Consider the following 15,812-nt stretch of genomic DNA (forward strand, 5'->3'; position numbering starts at 1 on the left):
TGCGTTGGCCTTGCGCGTCGTGCGTGCTGCTGTGGCCTTTCGGGCGAATAAATTCGCCCCTACGATGTTGCGTTGGCCTTGCGCGTCGTGCGTGCTGCTGTGGCTTTTTGGGTGAATAAATTCGCCCCTACGGTGCTGCGTTGCTCTGCGCGTCTTGCGCGCTGCTGTGGTCTTTTGGCGAATAATTCGCCTCTACGGTGCTGCGTTGACGCTACGAGTTTGTGGGGTGCACCTGCCCTGTAGGGGCGAATTTATTCGCCCGCTTGTTGAAGGCTTGATCGTCCGATTCGCCCTACAGCTCGCCCATCACCCGTCCGGCGAAGCCGAACACCCGGCGGTCCCCGGCCAGATCGACCAGCTCCACGTCGCGACTCTGGCCGGGCTCGAAGCGCACGGCTGTACCCGCTGGAATGTTCAGGCGCATGCCGCGCGCGGTGGCGCGGTCGAAGGCGAGAGCATCGTTGGTTTCGAAGAAGTGGTAGTGCGAGCCGACTTGAATCGGCCGGTCGCCACTGTTGGCAACGGTGAGCTGCACAGTACGGCGGCCAGCGTTGAGCTCGATGTCGCCATCCTGGATCTGGTATTCGCCGGGGATCATGGCTCGGACCTCCTATCTAACGTCAGTTGCATCATGGTCAGGTCCAGCCAGCGGCCGAACTTGCAGCCCACCTGGCGCATCTGCGCGGCGTGCATGAAGCCCAGTTGCTGGTGCATATGAATCGAGGCGCGGTTCTCGCTCTCGATGGCGGCGATCATCACGTGCTTTTCCAGCTGGCGGGCGCGCTCGATCAGCACCTGCATGAGGCTGCGGCCGATGCCGCTGCCGCGATGGTCAGGGCTCACATAGACTGAATTTTCGACGGTATGGCGAAAACCGTCGTGGGGGCGCCAGGGGCCGAAGGAGGCGTAGCCGGCTACCTTTTGCTCGTCATCGATGGCGACCAGAACGGGATAGCCCTGCTCGTGGCGCTCGGCCAGCCAGGCGCGGCGGTTGTCGATGTCGACGAGGCGGTCGTTCCAGATCGCCGTGCTGTTCTGCACCGCATCGTTGTAGATCTGCAGGATGCCTTCGAGGTCGGCGTCCAGGGCGTCACGTATCTGCACGGTTGAATCCTTCAAAAAACGGTTCGGGGTCGAAGCGGACGCTGCCGCAATAGACATGGACCTGCGTTTCAGGGGATTGGTTGATGCACGGTGACCAGCTTGGTGCCGTCGGGGAAGGTCGCCTCGACCTGGATTTCCGGAATCATCTCGGGTACGCCTTCCATCACCTGCTCGCGGGTCAGCAGGGTGGTGCCGAAGTGCATCAGCTCGGCAACAGTCCTGCCGTCGCGGGCACCCTCGAGCAATGCCGCGGAGATAAAGGCCATCGCCTCGGGGTAGTTCAGCTTGACGCCGCGCGCCAGGCGTCGCTCGGCTACCAGCCCGGCGGTGAAGATAAGCAGCTTGTCTTTCTCTCTCGGTGACAGATCCATAACAGCTCCAGTCGTAGGGTGGATGTCGCTTTTACATCCACCGGCCGGTGGTCGAAACCACCCAGCTAATTCAGGCTGGCGCGCCTCTACGGAGCGCCAGTGCAGGTGGGTAACGGCAGAGCCTCACCCACCGTTGTTCAGGTACTCCAGATCCTCGGCGGCACCGCCTGGCGGCCCAGCAATTCCGGGCGCAGCAGCCGCCACATGTCGATCAGCCAGGCCCGTGCGTGCAATGCTTCGCTCGCCAGGCAACGCCCGATCAGCAGACCGGGCAGCTGGGTCAGATCGCCGCGTACCTGGCTCGGCGATTCGCGGCACCGCTCCAGCAGTCCGGGATCGATCTCACCGCTGACGATCAGGGTGGCGAACACCGGCTGGCCGTCAAGACCGATCGGCGAGTCCAGCAGGCCGTCTCCACCGACCACGCGTTGCCGTTCATGCCAGAGCAGTTCCCCGTCACGGCGGATGTCCAGCTGCGCCTGGAAATAACCGGCGTCGAAGCGCTCGCCACTGGCCGGTCGACCGAGCGCGACGATGTCCCAGTAGAACAGACGGGCATCGCCTTGCAGGTCGATGGACGTGCTCAGCTCGGCCTGCGCTGCGGAGTAGACGATGGTCTCCTGTGGCAGCCATTCAAGCGTAGCGCCTGCTTCGACACGTAGCGTCAATGTCTGGAACGCGGCGCTGCTGGCGCGGTACCACTTCGCCGCTCCGGGGCTGGTTAGCTGGGCCCAGGCGTTCTGCCCAACGGTAGCGGCTATATCCAATCGATCACCACCGGCGATGCCGCCCGGTGGATGCACAATGATGTGCTGACAGACCTCGGAGCCCTCCGGATACAGGTGTTTTTGAACCCTCAGGGGCCCGCTGTGACGCCGTAACACCGGGCGTGTCGAGTCGTCGAAGCGGGCGTAACCCAGTTCAAGCTCGGCATTCCAACGTGGGGTGAACAGTGGCGTCAGCGCAGTCATAAGCCGTTCGATTAGAGGTTTGATGGATGATCGAGCAATTGTCGTGCCTCTCGCGCCACCGCGGTGCGCTCGCGACGCGTCCAGGCTGGGACTGGCGGCTATGCGGTGTTTGGCGAGCGGGACGAACGGTTATCTATGCCCTGTTGCGGTGCGCATGCTTGGCATGAGGCGATTTGCGCCCTTTATTGGTGCGCGACCCGCCAGCGTCCCGTTGTAGGTGGCGCGCCCCGCGGCGAACGCAGGTGCAGGTCTGCCGGCTTCAACAAGCTTCGCCCCGAGGTCGGGCCTCCCACAAATCCAAACCACCACACAACGCTTCAACAGTTGTAGGAGGCGCGCCCCGCGGCGAACGTGCCTACACCGGCGTGCGATTCGCAGACGTCTCCCGTTCTCCTCGCTCAGCTAAGAAGGCTGCATCCAAGCAAGCTGGGATGTCGAGCAGCCAGCATCACGCTGCTTTATGGCCCTTTATCTCTTCCGAGCTGGCTGTTTGACGAGGTTGCCAGCGAGTGCCAATGTCAGTCAGGCGAAGTTCCGATGCGTCCGGCGGCGGTCGCGCGTTCGACCGGCTTGTCTTTCGGCATCGGCTATCGCTCGGTGGCACACATAACAACAAGATCCACGGAGACGCCGCATTGAATCTATTGTTCCAGCAAGTGCTCAACGGCCTGACCCTGGGCAGCATCTACGGTCTGGTTGCTCTCGGCCTGACGCTCGTCTACGGCATCCTGCACATCCCCAACTTCGCCCACGGCGCGCTCTACATGGTCGGCGCGTTCGCGTCGTATTTCTTCATGACCGACCTCGGCCTGCATTACTGGATCGCCATGCTGGCCTCCGGGGTTGTGGTGGCGGTGCTGGCGGTGCTGTCGGAACGGTTGGTCTTTCACCCGCTGCGCAATGCGCCGCCAATTCACGACAAGATCGCGGCGATCGGCATCCTGCTGTTTCTCGAAGCGGTGGTGCAGATGCTCTGGGGCTCGGACTTCCGCCGCATGGCCTCGCCTTATGCCGGCATCCTCAATTTCGACGGGCTGATCATCCCTGAGCAGCGCCTGCTAATCATCGTTGGCGCCTTTACCCTGATGTTTGCGCTGCATTTGTTCCTGCGCAAGACGATGCTGGGTTCGACCATCATCGCCATGGCGCAGAGCCGCGAAGGTGCGTTTCTCGTCGGCATCGACGCTAACCGCGTGGCGATGCTGACCTTCGCTATCTCCGGCATGCTCGCCGCCTTTGCCGCGACACTCTACGCACCGATCAACCTGGTGTACCCGGCGATGGGGCATCTTGTGATCATGAAGGCCTTCGTCATCATCGTGCTCGGCGGCATGGGCAGTATTCCGGGGGCGATCATCGGCGCCATGATCCTCGGCTTCGCGGAGAGCTTCGGCGGCTTCTACCTCTCGTCCGACTACAAGGACATCATCGCCTTCTCGTTGCTGGTGGTGATCCTGTCCTTCCGCCCGACCGGGCTGTTCGCCAAGGGGGCTCACTGATGCATCGTTTCGCGTCCTTACTGACCGGCCGCGGCGCCAAGCTGGTGCTGCTGGCATTGGCCCTGGCCTTCCCGCTGTTCGCCAAGAGCGAGTATCAGGTCTACGTGATGGCCAGTGCTTTCATCTGGGCCATAGCGGTCTACGGCCTGAACATCATCACCGGCTACTGCGGCCAGCTGAACCTGGCCCACGGCGGCTTCTTCGCCATCGGCGCCTACACATTGGCGATTCTCACGGCTGACCATGGCTGGAATTTCTGGCCGGCTTTCGTGGCCGCGGCACTGGTCTCGGCAGCGGTGGGTGCGTTGGTCGGCATCGTCTCGCTGCGCCTGAGGGAGCACTTCTTCGCCATCTTCACGCTCTGTGTGGGCTTCATCATTTACCTACTGATCGACAAGTGGGAAGAGCTGACCCACGGCGCCATTGGCATTCGCGGCATCGCAGCGCCAGATGGCTTCGGGCTGGTGGATTTCAGCCAGACAGTGCCCTTCTACTATCTGGCGCTGCTGTTTCTGGTACTGGCGATCTGGTTCGCCGGGCGCCTTGCTTCTTCGCTGTTGGGTCGGACCTTTATGGCGATCCGCAACGGCGATGCGCTGGCCCAGTCGCTGGGCATCGACCTGATGCGCAACAAGTTGCTGGCGTTCGTCCTGTCGACCACCTATGCCGGTGTCGCCGGTGGGCTTTACGCCTCGATGATTCGCTTCATCGGCCCGGAGGAGGCCAACCCCAACCACACCTTCGACATGATCACCTATCTGCTGGTGGGTGGCTTCGGCACCCTGTTCGGGCCGCTGGCCGGAACCGTGGGAATCGTCTGGATCACCCAGTCGATGCAGGTCCTTGCAGACTACCGAATGATCATCTTCGGTCCGCTGATCGTGGTGCTGGTGATCTTCATGCCCCGCGGCGTGATCGGCACCTTTCTCGGTTGGAAGCTGCGCAAGGACACCGCGGCAGCGCGGGCGAAGGACCCACGTGCCGCCACCAAGGTCAGCCCAGGCAGCGAGGTGAACAACAATGCTTAAGGTCGAAAACCTGACCCGTATGTTCGGCGGCCTGGCGGCGGTACACGACGTCAGCGTCGAGTTCGAAGCGCGCAAGATCAACGCCATCATCGGCCCCAACGGTGCCGGCAAGAGCACCTTCTTCAACCTTATCTCGGGTGTCCACAAGCCCAGCTCCGGGCGCATCTTGATCGACGGCCACGATGTTTCGCGGATGCGTTGCGACCGTGTGGCCCGGCTCGGCGTCGGTCGTACGTTCCAGACCACGCATCTGTTCGAGCAAGCAACCGTCCTCGACAACCTCATCGTGGGGCATCGTCTGCGCACCCGTTCCGGCCTGTGGGACGTGCTGATCAACTCCAAACGCCTGCAGCAGGAAGAGCGCGAGTGCCGCGAGAAGGCCCGCGCTGCGCTGGATTTCGTCGGCCTTGCGCATCTGGAAAATCGCGTAGTGCTGGATATCTCCCAGGAAGAACGCAAGCGCGTCGCCTTTGCCCTGGCGTTGGCCACCGAGCCGAAGCTGGTGCTGCTCGACGAGCCGGCTGCGGGTGTCAATCCAGAGGAAACTGAAGGGCTGGCGCAGCTGATCCGCAAGATGCCCGAGCACGGCCTGACCGTGTGCCTGATCGAACACAAGATGGACATGATCATGGGTCTGGCGGACAAGATCATGGTGCTCAACTACGGCGAGAAGATCGCCGAGGGCACACCCGCCGAGATCAAGGCGAACCCGGCCGTCATCGAAGCCTACCTGGGGAGTGACTACGATGCTGCAGCTTGATCGGGTCGATGTCTGCTACGGCAGTTTCAAAGCGCTGAACCAAGTCTCGATGACGGTTGGCGCCGGCGAACTGGTGGTACTGCTCGGTGCTAACGGTGCCGGTAAAACAACCTTGTTCAACACCATTAGCGGGCTGCTCAAGCCCACTGCCGGCACCATCACGCTGGAGGGTAAGCGCATCGACGGGCTCAGGCCGTCCGGCCTGGTTGCCGCTGGCGTGGTGCACTGCCCGGAGGGTCGCAAGCTGTTCCCGCAGATGTCGGTTGCGCAGAACCTCGCCCTTGGCGCCTATCTGCATCGCCGCGACAGCGAGGGCAACAAGCGCAACCTGAAGGAAGTACTCGATCTGTTTCCCATCCTGCACGACAAACGCAACCAGTCGGCCGGCTCGCTGAGCGGTGGCCAGCAGCAGATGGTAGCGATTGGCCGAGCGCTGATGAGCCGCCCACGGCTGCTGATGCTCGATGAGCCCTCGCTGGGGCTGGCGCCTTTGGTGGTCAACCAGATGTTCGAAGTGATTTCGCGCATCAACAAATCCGGCACCAGCGTGTTGCTGGCCGAACAAAATGCCTTTGCCGCTTTGAAGATCGCTCACCGGGCCTATGTCATCGAAGGCGGCAGCCTGGTGATGGAAGGTGACCAGCAGGCCATGCTGGGTAACGAAGCCGTGCGCAAAGCCTATATCGGCGCCTGAACAGTCATGACCCAGGAGATAACAATGAGAACGCTCAAAGCGCTTGGACTGGCAATCGCCGCCGCCTTTACTTCTTCACAGGTGTTTGCGGAGCAGACGCTCAATATCGGTTTCACCGGCCCACTCAGCGGTGGCGCCGCGCTCTACGGGGAGAACACCCTGTCCGGCCTGCGCATGGCGGTCGAGGATGCCAACAAGGCGGGCGGGCTCAAGATCGGCGACGAGACCTACAAGGTGAATCTCATCAGCCTCGACGACAAATATTCACCGAGCCAGGCGGCGACCAACGCCAAGCGGTTGGTGAAGGAGTCGAAGGCCGCTGCAGTCTTCGTCCCGCATACCGGTGGCGTGTTCGCCCTGCAGGACTTCAACGTCGCCGATGATTTCCTGATCATGGCTTACACCAGCGTGCCGTCGGTGACCGAGCAGGGCAATCCGCTGACCGTGCGCATCCCGCCGGAATTCACCGGCTACGTCGATGCCTTTTCCGACTACGCACTCAAGCATTACGGCAAGAAGCTCGGCATCGCCGGTGCGACCCACGAGTACGCCAAGATCTGGACCGACATGATGACCAAGGCCTGGGAGGAGAAAGGCGGAGAGATCGTCGAAAGCAATCCCATGGATTACAACAAGTCGACCGACTTCTATACCGGCGTCAGCCGCGTGATCGCTTCCAATCCGGATGTGATGTTCGTTGGCGGCGCTTCTGAGCCGACTGGGCTGGTCATGCAGCAAGCAAGGCAGCTGGGCTTTCCCGGCGGTTTCATCGTGATGGATCAGGCCAAACTGGACGAGATCGCCGCCGTCACTGGCGGCTTCGACCTGCTTGAGGGCGCGATTGGCGTGGTGCCGCTGTCCGAATACGAGGGTGAGGCGGCCAAGGCGTTTGTCGAGCGTTACAAGCAGGCACACGGCAAGGTGCCGGGCTCCGAAGCGGCCTACAACTACCTGGCGTTCCACGCGATGGCCAAGGCCATGGAGCTGGCTGGCAGCACCGAACCGCAGCAGGTCCGCGCCAAGATGGCCGAGGCGATCAGCGCAATGGACCCCAAGTACAACCTCTACTCGATCGACGGCATTACGGACGATGGCGGCTTCATCACCCCGACGACGATGGCGGTGGTGGAGGACGGCAAGATCGTCCGCAAGGAGATCGGGGAGTAATCCGTTCACGCCGCTCGGCAGCAACACGCTGCCCGAGCTGCAAGGTTCATTGCGACCGAGCCCCCTGAACAAGTGGCGTCCAGTTTGTAGGAGAGCTTGTCTCGCGAAGCTGTGCGAACGCATCCAGCAGCGACCGCTCTGATCGCCAGCAAGCTGGCTCCTACCAGAACTTGCCTAGCGCGCTTCCCTTGGCAACCAATCCGCTTGTTAACCGCTTGTTAACCGCTTAGATCGCCACCAGCCCACGTACCCCTTCGGTTTCCATGGTCTCGCCGCGACCTTGCTGGATGATCTCGCCGCGGCTCATGACCAGATACTGGTCGGCCAGCTCGGCGGCGAAGTCGTAGAACTGCTCGACCAGCAGGATCGCCATGTCTCCGCGGGCTGCGAGTTTCTTGATCACGACGCCGATTTCCTTGATCACTGAGGGCTGGATGCCTTCGGTGGGCTCATCGAGGATCAGTAATCGTGGCTTGCTGGCGAGCGCGCGGCCGATGGCGAGCTGTTGCTGCTGACCGCCAGACAGGTCGCCGCCGCGGCGGTGCTTCATTTCCTTTAGCACCGGGAACAGCTCGTAGATGAACTCGGGCACTTCCTTGGCCTCTTTCGCGCTGAACCGCGACAGGCCCATCAGCAGATTCTCTTCCACAGTGAGGCGCCCGAAAATCTCGCGCCCCTGGGGCACATAGGCGATGCCGGCGTGCACACGCTGGTGCGGTTTGAAGCCGGTAATCGGCTTCCCCTCCCAATTCACCGCGCCTTCCTTGGCCGGAATCAGGCCCATCAGGCATTTGAGCAAAGTGGTCTTGCCGACGCCGTTGCGCCCGAGCAGGCAGGTCACTTCGCCGATTTTTGCATCGAACGACAGACCGCGGAGGATATGGCTGCCGCCGTAGTACTGATGCAGTTGTTGGACTTGCAGCATGTGCGACTCCTTCACTTTGGTGGATAAGCCTCTGGCGTTATCCACCCTACGATTAGCTTGCGATGATGCGGACGCCGGCGACCGGCTTCTCCGTTTACCGCCCTACGTTCGGCGGGCGTAGGGTGGATGACGCTTCACCCATCCACCATGGGATGTCATGGGTGATGAGAAGGGCGCCGCCCACCCTTCGAATCAATCACCGTCCGAGATAAACCTCGATCACTCGCTCATCGTTCTGCACGGCTTGCAACGAGCCCTCGGCCAGGACCTGGCCCTGGTGCAGCACGGTGACGTGGTCGGCGATGGTGTCAACGAAGCCCATGTCGTGCTCGACCACCATCAGCGAGTGCTTGCGTGCCAGGCTCTTGAACAGCTCGGCGGTGAACTCGGTTTCGGCGTCCGTCATACCGGCCACGGGCTCGTCGAGCAGCAGCAGTTGCGGGTCCTGCATCAACAGCATGCCGATCTCGAGAAACTGCTTCTGCCCGTGGGACAGCAGCCCTGCCGGGCGATTGCGTGAGGTGTCCAGGCGAATAGTGGTCAGGACTTCATCGATGCGGTCACGCTGCTCGCCGTTGAGCTTGGCTTTGAGGCTGGCCCACACCGACTTGTCGGTCTTCTGCGCCAGCTCCAGGTTTTCGAATACGGAAAGCGCTTCGAAAACCGTCGGCTTTTGGAACTTGCGGCCGATGCCGGATTGCGCAATCTCGAATTCGCTCATACGTGTCAGGTCGAGGGTGTCGCCAAAGAAGGCCGTGCCGCTGTCGGGACGGGTCTTGCCGGTGATGACGTCCATCATGGTGGTCTTGCCGGCGCCGTTGGGGCCGATGATGCAGCGCAACTCGCCCACGCCGATGTACAGGCTTAGGTTGGTCAGCGCCTTGAAACCGTCGAAGCTGACGTTGATGTCTTCGAGGCTGAGGATGGTGCCGTGGCGGGCATCGAGCCCGGCGCTCTTCGCTCGGCCGAGGCCAATGGCGTCGCGGCCGCTGCCGCTGGCGTCCACCGGATCGATCAGTTCGGGTACGGGTGCGGTTTTCATTGTTCGCCCCTCCGGCGCAGCAATCCGATGACGCCTTTTGGCAGGTACAGGGTGACGATGATGAACAGCGCGCCGAGGGCGAACAGCCAATATTCAGGGAAGGCCACGGTGAACCAGCTCTTCATGCCGTTGACGATGCCGGCGCCGAGCAGCGGGCCGATCAGCGTGCCGCGACCGCCCAGGGCGACCCAGACGGCGGCTTCGATGGATTGCGTCGGGGCCATTTCGCTGGGGTTGATGATGCCGACCTGCGGCACGTAGAGCGCCCCGGCCAGGCCGCAGAGCACGGCGGACAGGGTCCAGATAAACAGCTTGTAGCCGCGCGGATCGTAGCCGCAGAACATCAGGCGGTTTTCCGCATCGCGCAGCGCGGTCAGCACGCGACCGAACTTACTGCGCGCAAGCTTCCAGCCCAGGAACAGGCTGCCAACGAGCAGCGCGACGGTGGCCAGGAACAGCGTGGCGCGGGTGGCCGGAGCCGAGATCGAGAAGCCGAGGATGGTCTTGAAGTCGGTGAACCCGTTGTTGCCACCAAAGCCGGTTTCGTTACGAAAGAACAACAGCATGCCGGCGAACGTCAGCGCCTGGGTCATGATCGAGAAGTACACGCCCTTGATCCGCGAACGGAAGGCGAAGAAGCCGAACACGAAGGCCAGCAACCCAGGCGCCAGCACCACCAGGCACATCGCCCAGAGGAAGCTGGAGGTGCCGTACCAATACCAGGGCAGCTCGGTCCATGCGAGAAAGCTCATGAACGCTGGCAGACCGTCGCCAGCGGTTTCACGCATCAGATACATACCCATGGCATAACCGCCGAGGGCGAAGAACAGGCCGTGGCCGAGCGACAGCAGGCCCGCATAGCCCCAGACCAGATCCAGCGCCAGGGCGACGATGGCATAGCAGAGTATCTTGCCGACCAGCGTCAGGGTGTAGGCCGAAACGTGAAAGGCATTGTCAGCGGGAAGCAGATGCAGCAGCGGCATGGCCAGCAGGATTGCGAGCACCACGCCGAGGGCAACGGCGGTGACTTTCGGTCCAGCCTTCTGCGCAGCCGTTAGGGTAAGGGGCTGATTCATACGAGGCCGTCCTGACGATGGTTGGTGGCGTATGCGCCGATTCCTGCGCTTGCTGCCTTTTGTAGGAGCCAGCTTGCTGGCGATCCTGCGCGGTTGTGGGCTGGGGCGTTGATCACTAGCGAGAACTGGGCGCCCCTCATCGTTCCTGCGAAGGAGGAAAGGTAGCTATTCAATCGATCACCCTCCCTTTCAGCGCGAACAACCCCTGCGGACGCTTCTGAATGAACAGGATGATCAGCGCGAGGATGAGGATTTTGCCCAGCACGGCGCCGATCTGCGGTTCGAGAATTTTGTTGGCGATGCCAAGGCCGAACGCGGCGAAGATGCTGCCGGCCAGTTGGCCGACCCCGCCCAGCACCACGACCAGGAAGGAATCGATGATGTAGCCTTGACCGAGGTCGGGGCCGACGTTGCCGATCTGACTCAAGGCTACGCCGCCCAGCCCGGCGATACCGGAGCCGAGCCCGAAGGCCATCATGTCGATGCGCCCTGTGGGCACGCCGCAGCAGGCGGCCATGTTACGGTTCTGCGTTACGGCACGCACGTTCAGGCCGAGGCGGGTCTTGTTCAGTAGCAGCCAGGTCAAGAGCACCACGAACAGTGCGAAGCCGATGATCACCATACGGTTGTAGGGCAGCACCAGGTTCGGCAGCACCTGCAACCCGCCGGACAGCCAGTCGGGGTTGGCGACCTCAACGTTCTGCGCGCCGAACAGCACGCGTACCAGTTGAATCAGGATCAGGCTGATGCCCCATGTGGCTAGCAGGGTTTCCAGCGGACGGCCGTAGAGGTGGCGGATCACCGTGCGTTCCAGCGCCATGCCGACTGCGGCGGTGACGAAGAAAGCTACCGGCAGTGCCACCAGCGGATAGAACGCCAGCGCTTCAGGGGCGAGACGCGCCATCAGCACTTGCACCATGTAGGTGGAATAGGCACCGAGCATCAGCATTTCGCCGTGGGCCATGTTGATCACGCCGAGCAGCCCGAAGGTAATGGCGAGGCCCAGCGCGGCGAGCAACAGGATCGAGCCCAGCGACAGGCCGCTGAAGGCCTGGCCGAGCAGTTCACCAATCAGCAGCTTGCGCTTGACCTGAGCCAGGCTGGTCTCGGCGGCCTTGCGCACGGCGGTATCGGTTTCCGCTTCATCGGCCAGCAGGTTCTCCAGCCGCACCCGCGCCAGTGGCGCACCGGTTTCGCCGAGCAGGCGCACCGCGGCCAGACGCACGGCTGGATCTTCGGCGCTCAGTTGCAGGTTGGCGAGCGTCAGTGTCAGAGCTTCGCTAACGGCCGGATCTTCTTCGGCTTTCAGGCGCTGCTCGAGCAGCGGCAATTGTTCCGGCTTTCCGCTTCGCTGCAGGCGTTTGGCGGCGCTCAGGCGCTGGGATGGGTCTTCGGAAAACAGTTGATGGGTAGCTAGCGCAGTATTGAGCAGGCCACGCAGGCGGTTGTTCAGGCGCAGCTTCTTTGGCGTGCCAACGGGTTCGGCTTCGCCTTCGAGGGCACGGTAGTCGCCATTCTCCTCGATAAAGGGCGTCTTGTTCTTGTCGACTGCCACGCGGTTGGCGCGCAGGGCTTCGATCAGTTCCAGCCGCTCAGGGGCTGGCGCATTGGCCCAGCCTTCCAGCAGCTTGGCTTGTTTTGCCGGGCTCGCTTTGGCGTAGTCGGTCGCGTCTCCGGCGTGCGCCGCCCAGGGCAGGGCCAGCAGGAGCAACAGGAAAATTCGGTACAGGGCAGTGTTCATTCGTTTGTTCCCGAGGGACCCCGTAGCTCTCTTGGTGGAGCTTGTGATGGTCGACAGGTGGATGAAAAAGCGTCGACTCCGCGTCCCGATCCAACCTATGAGTGGAGCGGTTGTAGGGTGGAAGGCGCTTCATCCATCCACCGTTACCGTCTCGTAGGGGCGGGCGGCGTTCCGCTTCAGCCCACCAGTGAATTCACTGGTGGGCTAAGGCCCACCCTACGGAGGCGATGCGATTGACGCTTCGATCAGTTCGACTTCACCGCGTGATCCGGCTTCTTGTCGTTACCGGGGATATACGGGCTCCACGGCTGCGCGCGGACCGGGCTTTCGGTTTCCCATACCACCGAGAACTGACCGTCGTCCTGGACTTCGCCGATCATCACCGGCTTGTGCAGGTGGTGGTTCTTTTCGTCCATGGTCAGGGTGTAGCCGCTCGGCGCTTCGAAGGTCTGGCCGGCGAGGGCGTCGCGGACCTTGCCTACATCCGTGGTGCCAGCTTTCTCGACTGCCTGCGCCCACATGTTGATGCCGACGTAGGTCGCTTCCATCGGGTCGTTGGTTACCGCCTTGTCGGCGCCCGGCAGGTTCTGGGCTTTGGCGTAGGCCTTCCACTTGCTGACGAACTGTTCGTTGACCGGGTTCTCCACCGACTGGAAGTAGTTCCAGGCGGCCAGGTGGCCAACGAGCGGCTTGGTGTCGATGCCGCGCAGTTCTTCTTCGCCCACCGAGAAGGCCACGACCGGTACGTCGGTAGCGTCCAGGCCCTGGTTGGCCAGTTCCTTGTAGAAGGGCACGTTGGAGTCGCCGTTGATGGTCGACACCACTGCGGTTTTGCCGCCGGCGGAGAACTTCTTGATGTTGGCGACGATGGTCTGGTAATCGCTGTGGCCGAACGGCGTGTAGACCTCTTCGATGCTGGATTCCGGCACGCCCTTGCTGATCAGGAAGGCGCGCAGGATCTTGTTGGTGGTGCGCGGGTAAACGTAGTCGGTTCCGAGCAGGAAGAAGCGTTCGGCGCTGCCGCCGTCTTCGCTCATCAGGTATTCAACGGCGGGGATGGCCTGCTGGTTTGGCGCGGCGCCGGTGTAGAAGACGTTGGGCGACAGCTCTTCACCTTCGTACTGCACGGGGTAGAACAGGAGGCCGTCGAGTTCTTCATAGACCGGCAGTACGGATTTGCGCGAAACGGAGGTCCAGCAACCAAAGGTCACCGCAACCTTGTCCTGGGTCAGCAGCTGGCGGCCCTTTTCAGCGAACAGCGGCCAGTTTGAAGCAGGGTCGACCACCACCGGCTCAAGCTGCTTGCCGAGAACGCCGCCCTTGGCGTTGATCTCGTCGATGGTCATCAGCGCCATGTCTTTCAGCGAGGTTTCCGAAATGGCCATGGTGCCGGAGAGCGAATGCAGGATGCCGACCTTGATGGTCTCGGCAGCCTGCAGCGTGAACGGGAACAGACCGCTGAGCATCAGGGCACTGGCGGCGAGGGTGGACTTCAGTAGGGGACGGCGTTTCATTGTGGGCGGCTCCTTGGCTGTCCATGCGCAACTGTGGGGTTGGTCCATGGGGACAGGGAGCGCTATCGCAGCATCCGTGCCAATTCGGCGGAAGCCTTCTGCGTCGGTGCTTTGCGGCCGTTAGGTAAATGCGCTTTTACAGGGCGGGAAGCATCTGTTGTCCGATAACGGGGCGCGTTGTCTGGCGGCAGGGCACGCAACGCACCTCGGTGGTGCGCTTTGAGATTACGCATAGCGTGTGTCAGTTGATGGGTATCGCTTCGCTCAACGCCATCCTACGTAGCACGCAGACCTGGCAACACTGCAGGCCACGCTTGGCGTGCGTTGAGCCTTAGATGCCATTGCCGCGCGATTGCGGTCATCCGCGAACGGGAAAGGCACCGGCGCTTGCCGGTCGCAGATGCCTTCCCTAGCATGTCCGGCTTGTTTACGAAGGCCACGTCATGCCGCGCAACTCACCTCATCGCCAACCGCGCCCCGCTTTGGGTCGAACACAGCCCCGTCGGGTCGCCAAGGCGCCGCCTGCCGAACCGCGTTTGCTGGTGTTGAACAAGCCGTTCGACGTGCTCACCCAGTTCAACGACGCCGATGGCCGGGCAACCCTGAAAGACTTCGTACCGGTGCCTGGCGTGTATCCGGCCGGGCGCCTGGACCGTGACAGCGAGGGGTTGCTGCTGCTGACCAACGATGGTCAGCTGCAAGCACGCATCGCAGACCCGAAGCACAAGCTGGCAAAGACGTACTGGGTGCAGGTGGAAGGTGAGGTCAGTGCCGAACAACTGCAGCGCTTGCGTGATGGCGTCGAACTGAACGACGGCATGACCCTGCCCGCCGAAGCGCAGCAGCTGGATGAGCCTCAGCTTTGGCCGCGCACCCCGCCGGTGCGTTTTCGCAAGAGCGTGCCGACCAGTTGGCTGGAACTGGTGATACGTGAGGGGCGCAATCGGCAGGTCCGGCGGATGACCGCGGCGGTGGGGCTGCCTACGTTGCGGCTGGTGCGGGTCCGAATTGGCCCCTGGTCGCTTGACGGCTTGCAGCCAGGGGAGTGGCGGGAAGTGCCGGCGCGCTTGTGAGGCGCCAGCCGGGTAGTGCGATCAGTGCGGAATGCCCTGGGTGACCTCGATGATATAGCCAATGATGGGTTTGGCGAGGAAGGCAAACAAGCACAGACCCAGACCCAGGAAGAGGACCGCTGTGCCCATCCTCCCGGCCTTCGATTTCTTGGCCAGGTCCCAGATGATGAATGCCATGAAGGCCATCAGCCCGCCGACCAGGACGATCATCATCCACTTCTCAAATACTTCCGGATCCACGCATTTCTCCTGACTGACATCGACGAATGCGCTCGGGGCAGGCCGGGCGCGAGCGGCGCAGTATACGCCCGTAGAGGGTGTACAGCTGCTCAGGAGATTGGACGGCGCGGCGCTCCATGGGTTCGAACAAGAGGCTCTGTTCTAAACCCGGGGGCACTACTCAATAGTGCGACTTGATCACGCCGATGCCCTTGTTCAGCACCACACGCCAGGCCTGCAGGTCTTCCTTTTCCAGTTGGGCATCGTGCTGGCCGATGGTCTTCAGCAGCGCTGCAATCCAGAGGTCATAGAGTTCGGGGCGGATGTCGAGATGGGCACGGGAATGGCTCTTGCCCAGCGCCTGAAGCTTGGTGTCGGGCATGCCGCGGGCAAACAGCACCAGATTGAGGATGCCGGCGCGCAACAGATGCTTCTGTGCCGCCATATCGGTTTTGACGAACTTCTCCCGCACCGCCGGTGAGCTGGCGAGAAAGCATGCGTAGAAGTCGTCGAAGAAGTCGGCGCTGGCGCAGCAGCGGCCGTAGCTCTGCATGACGCGGTTGGTGTCTTTCATGGGCAGTTCCCTTGCGCATCGATGGCTGGAGCTCTGACGTGCCTGAACAGGCAC

Annotated in this window: 17 protein-coding genes; 6 read left to right on the plus strand and 11 right to left on the minus strand. The window is 62.2% G+C overall.

All coding sequences use genetic code 11. The features are described 5' to 3' along the window. Positions 1-292 precede the first annotated feature (292 nt). From NA619_RS03560 to NA619_RS03575, 4 genes are all read right to left on the minus strand, one after another. Positions 293-598, minus strand: a complete 306-nt coding sequence (locus NA619_RS03560) for an urease subunit beta (protein ID WP_255960003.1) — start codon at positions 596-598, stop codon at positions 293-295. Continuing rightward, the gene (locus NA619_RS03565; protein ID WP_255960005.1) at positions 595-1,104 is read right to left on the minus strand and encodes a GNAT family N-acetyltransferase; all 510 of its coding nucleotides are present in this window, start codon (positions 1,102-1,104) and stop codon (positions 595-597) included. The genes NA619_RS03560 and NA619_RS03565 overlap by 4 nt, the downstream gene beginning before the upstream one ends. A 68-nt stretch (positions 1,105-1,172) precedes the next feature. Continuing rightward, positions 1,173-1,475 carry an urease subunit gamma gene (ureA, locus tag NA619_RS03570; protein WP_222909541.1) on the minus strand — a complete coding sequence of 101 codons (303 nt, stop codon included), beginning with the start codon at positions 1,473-1,475 and terminating at the stop codon, positions 1,173-1,175. Between the two features lie 137 nt (positions 1,476-1,612). Beyond that, positions 1,613-2,446 (minus strand): urease accessory protein UreD, encoded by an 834-nt coding sequence (locus NA619_RS03575; RefSeq protein ID WP_255960007.1) that lies wholly within the window; start codon positions 2,444-2,446, stop codon positions 1,613-1,615. Positions 2,447-3,081: 635 nt separating this feature from the next. Here NA619_RS03575 and NA619_RS03580 point away from each other — a divergent pair. The 5 genes from NA619_RS03580 to NA619_RS03600 are packed head-to-tail and all read left to right on the plus strand — an operon-like array spanning position 3,082 to position 7,594. After that, positions 3,082-3,945 carry a branched-chain amino acid ABC transporter permease gene (locus NA619_RS03580; protein WP_128120740.1) on the plus strand — a complete coding sequence of 288 codons (864 nt, stop codon included), beginning with the start codon at positions 3,082-3,084 and terminating at the stop codon, positions 3,943-3,945. Beyond that, positions 3,945-4,973, plus strand: a complete 1,029-nt coding sequence (locus NA619_RS03585) for a branched-chain amino acid ABC transporter permease (protein WP_255960010.1) — start codon at positions 3,945-3,947, stop codon at positions 4,971-4,973. Before NA619_RS03580 ends, NA619_RS03585 begins: the two co-directional genes overlap by 1 nt. Next, the gene (locus NA619_RS03590; RefSeq protein ID WP_128120742.1) at positions 4,966-5,733 is read left to right on the plus strand and encodes an ABC transporter ATP-binding protein; all 768 of its coding nucleotides are present in this window, start codon (positions 4,966-4,968) and stop codon (positions 5,731-5,733) included. The genes NA619_RS03585 and NA619_RS03590 overlap by 8 nt, the downstream gene beginning before the upstream one ends. After that, positions 5,720-6,427, plus strand: a complete 708-nt coding sequence (locus NA619_RS03595; RefSeq protein ID WP_255960011.1) for an ABC transporter ATP-binding protein — start codon at positions 5,720-5,722, stop codon at positions 6,425-6,427. The genes NA619_RS03590 and NA619_RS03595 overlap by 14 nt, the downstream gene beginning before the upstream one ends. 24 nt (positions 6,428-6,451) lie before the next feature. Further along, positions 6,452-7,594, plus strand: coding sequence for an ABC transporter substrate-binding protein (locus NA619_RS03600; protein WP_255960013.1), 1,143 nt, complete (start codon positions 6,452-6,454; stop codon positions 7,592-7,594). Positions 7,595-7,820: 226 nt separating this feature from the next. On the opposite strand, the gene urtE is transcribed toward NA619_RS03600, so the two are convergent. The 5 genes from urtE to urtA all read right to left on the minus strand — a co-directional run bounded on the left by urtE (position 7,821) and on the right by urtA (position 13,892). Further along, on the minus strand, positions 7,821-8,519 hold the full coding sequence (gene urtE, locus NA619_RS03605) for an urea ABC transporter ATP-binding subunit UrtE (RefSeq protein WP_255960014.1): 699 nt from the start codon (positions 8,517-8,519) through the stop codon (positions 7,821-7,823). Between the two features lie 196 nt (positions 8,520-8,715). Then, a complete protein-coding gene (gene urtD / locus NA619_RS03610; protein WP_255960015.1) occupies positions 8,716-9,561 on the minus strand; it encodes an urea ABC transporter ATP-binding protein UrtD in 846 nt (281 codons plus the stop codon). Beyond that, positions 9,558-10,637, minus strand: coding sequence for an urea ABC transporter permease subunit UrtC (urtC, locus tag NA619_RS03615; protein ID WP_255960017.1), 1,080 nt, complete (start codon positions 10,635-10,637; stop codon positions 9,558-9,560). The genes urtD and urtC overlap by 4 nt, the downstream gene beginning before the upstream one ends. Positions 10,638-10,806: 169 nt before the next feature. After that, complete coding sequence (gene urtB, locus NA619_RS03620; RefSeq protein ID WP_255960019.1) at positions 10,807-12,378, minus strand: urea ABC transporter permease subunit UrtB; 1,572 nt, start codon at positions 12,376-12,378, stop codon at positions 10,807-10,809. 245 nt (positions 12,379-12,623) lie between these two features. Next, complete coding sequence (gene urtA, locus NA619_RS03625) at positions 12,624-13,892, minus strand: urea ABC transporter substrate-binding protein (protein WP_255960021.1); 1,269 nt, start codon at positions 13,890-13,892, stop codon at positions 12,624-12,626. 443 nt (positions 13,893-14,335) lie between these two features. On the opposite strand from urtA, the gene NA619_RS03630 reads away from it, so the two are divergent. Further along, the gene (locus tag NA619_RS03630) at positions 14,336-14,965 is read left to right on the plus strand and encodes a pseudouridine synthase (RefSeq protein ID WP_255960023.1); all 630 of its coding nucleotides are present in this window, start codon (positions 14,336-14,338) and stop codon (positions 14,963-14,965) included. A gap of 21 nt (positions 14,966-14,986) precedes the next feature. Here NA619_RS03630 and NA619_RS03635 read toward each other — a convergent pair whose 3' ends face one another. After that, positions 14,987-15,205, minus strand: a complete 219-nt coding sequence (locus NA619_RS03635) for a DUF2788 domain-containing protein (protein ID WP_255960025.1) — start codon at positions 15,203-15,205, stop codon at positions 14,987-14,989. 160 nt (positions 15,206-15,365) lie between these two features. Then, entirely contained in the window at positions 15,366-15,758 is a 393-nt protein-coding gene (locus NA619_RS03640; protein WP_255960027.1) for a globin, read from the minus strand. Between the last annotated feature and the right edge of the window lie 54 nt (positions 15,759-15,812).

This window comes from Stutzerimonas stutzeri (assembly GCF_024448895.1).
Taxonomy (GTDB): domain Bacteria; phylum Pseudomonadota; class Gammaproteobacteria; order Pseudomonadales; family Pseudomonadaceae; genus Stutzerimonas; species Stutzerimonas stutzeri_Q.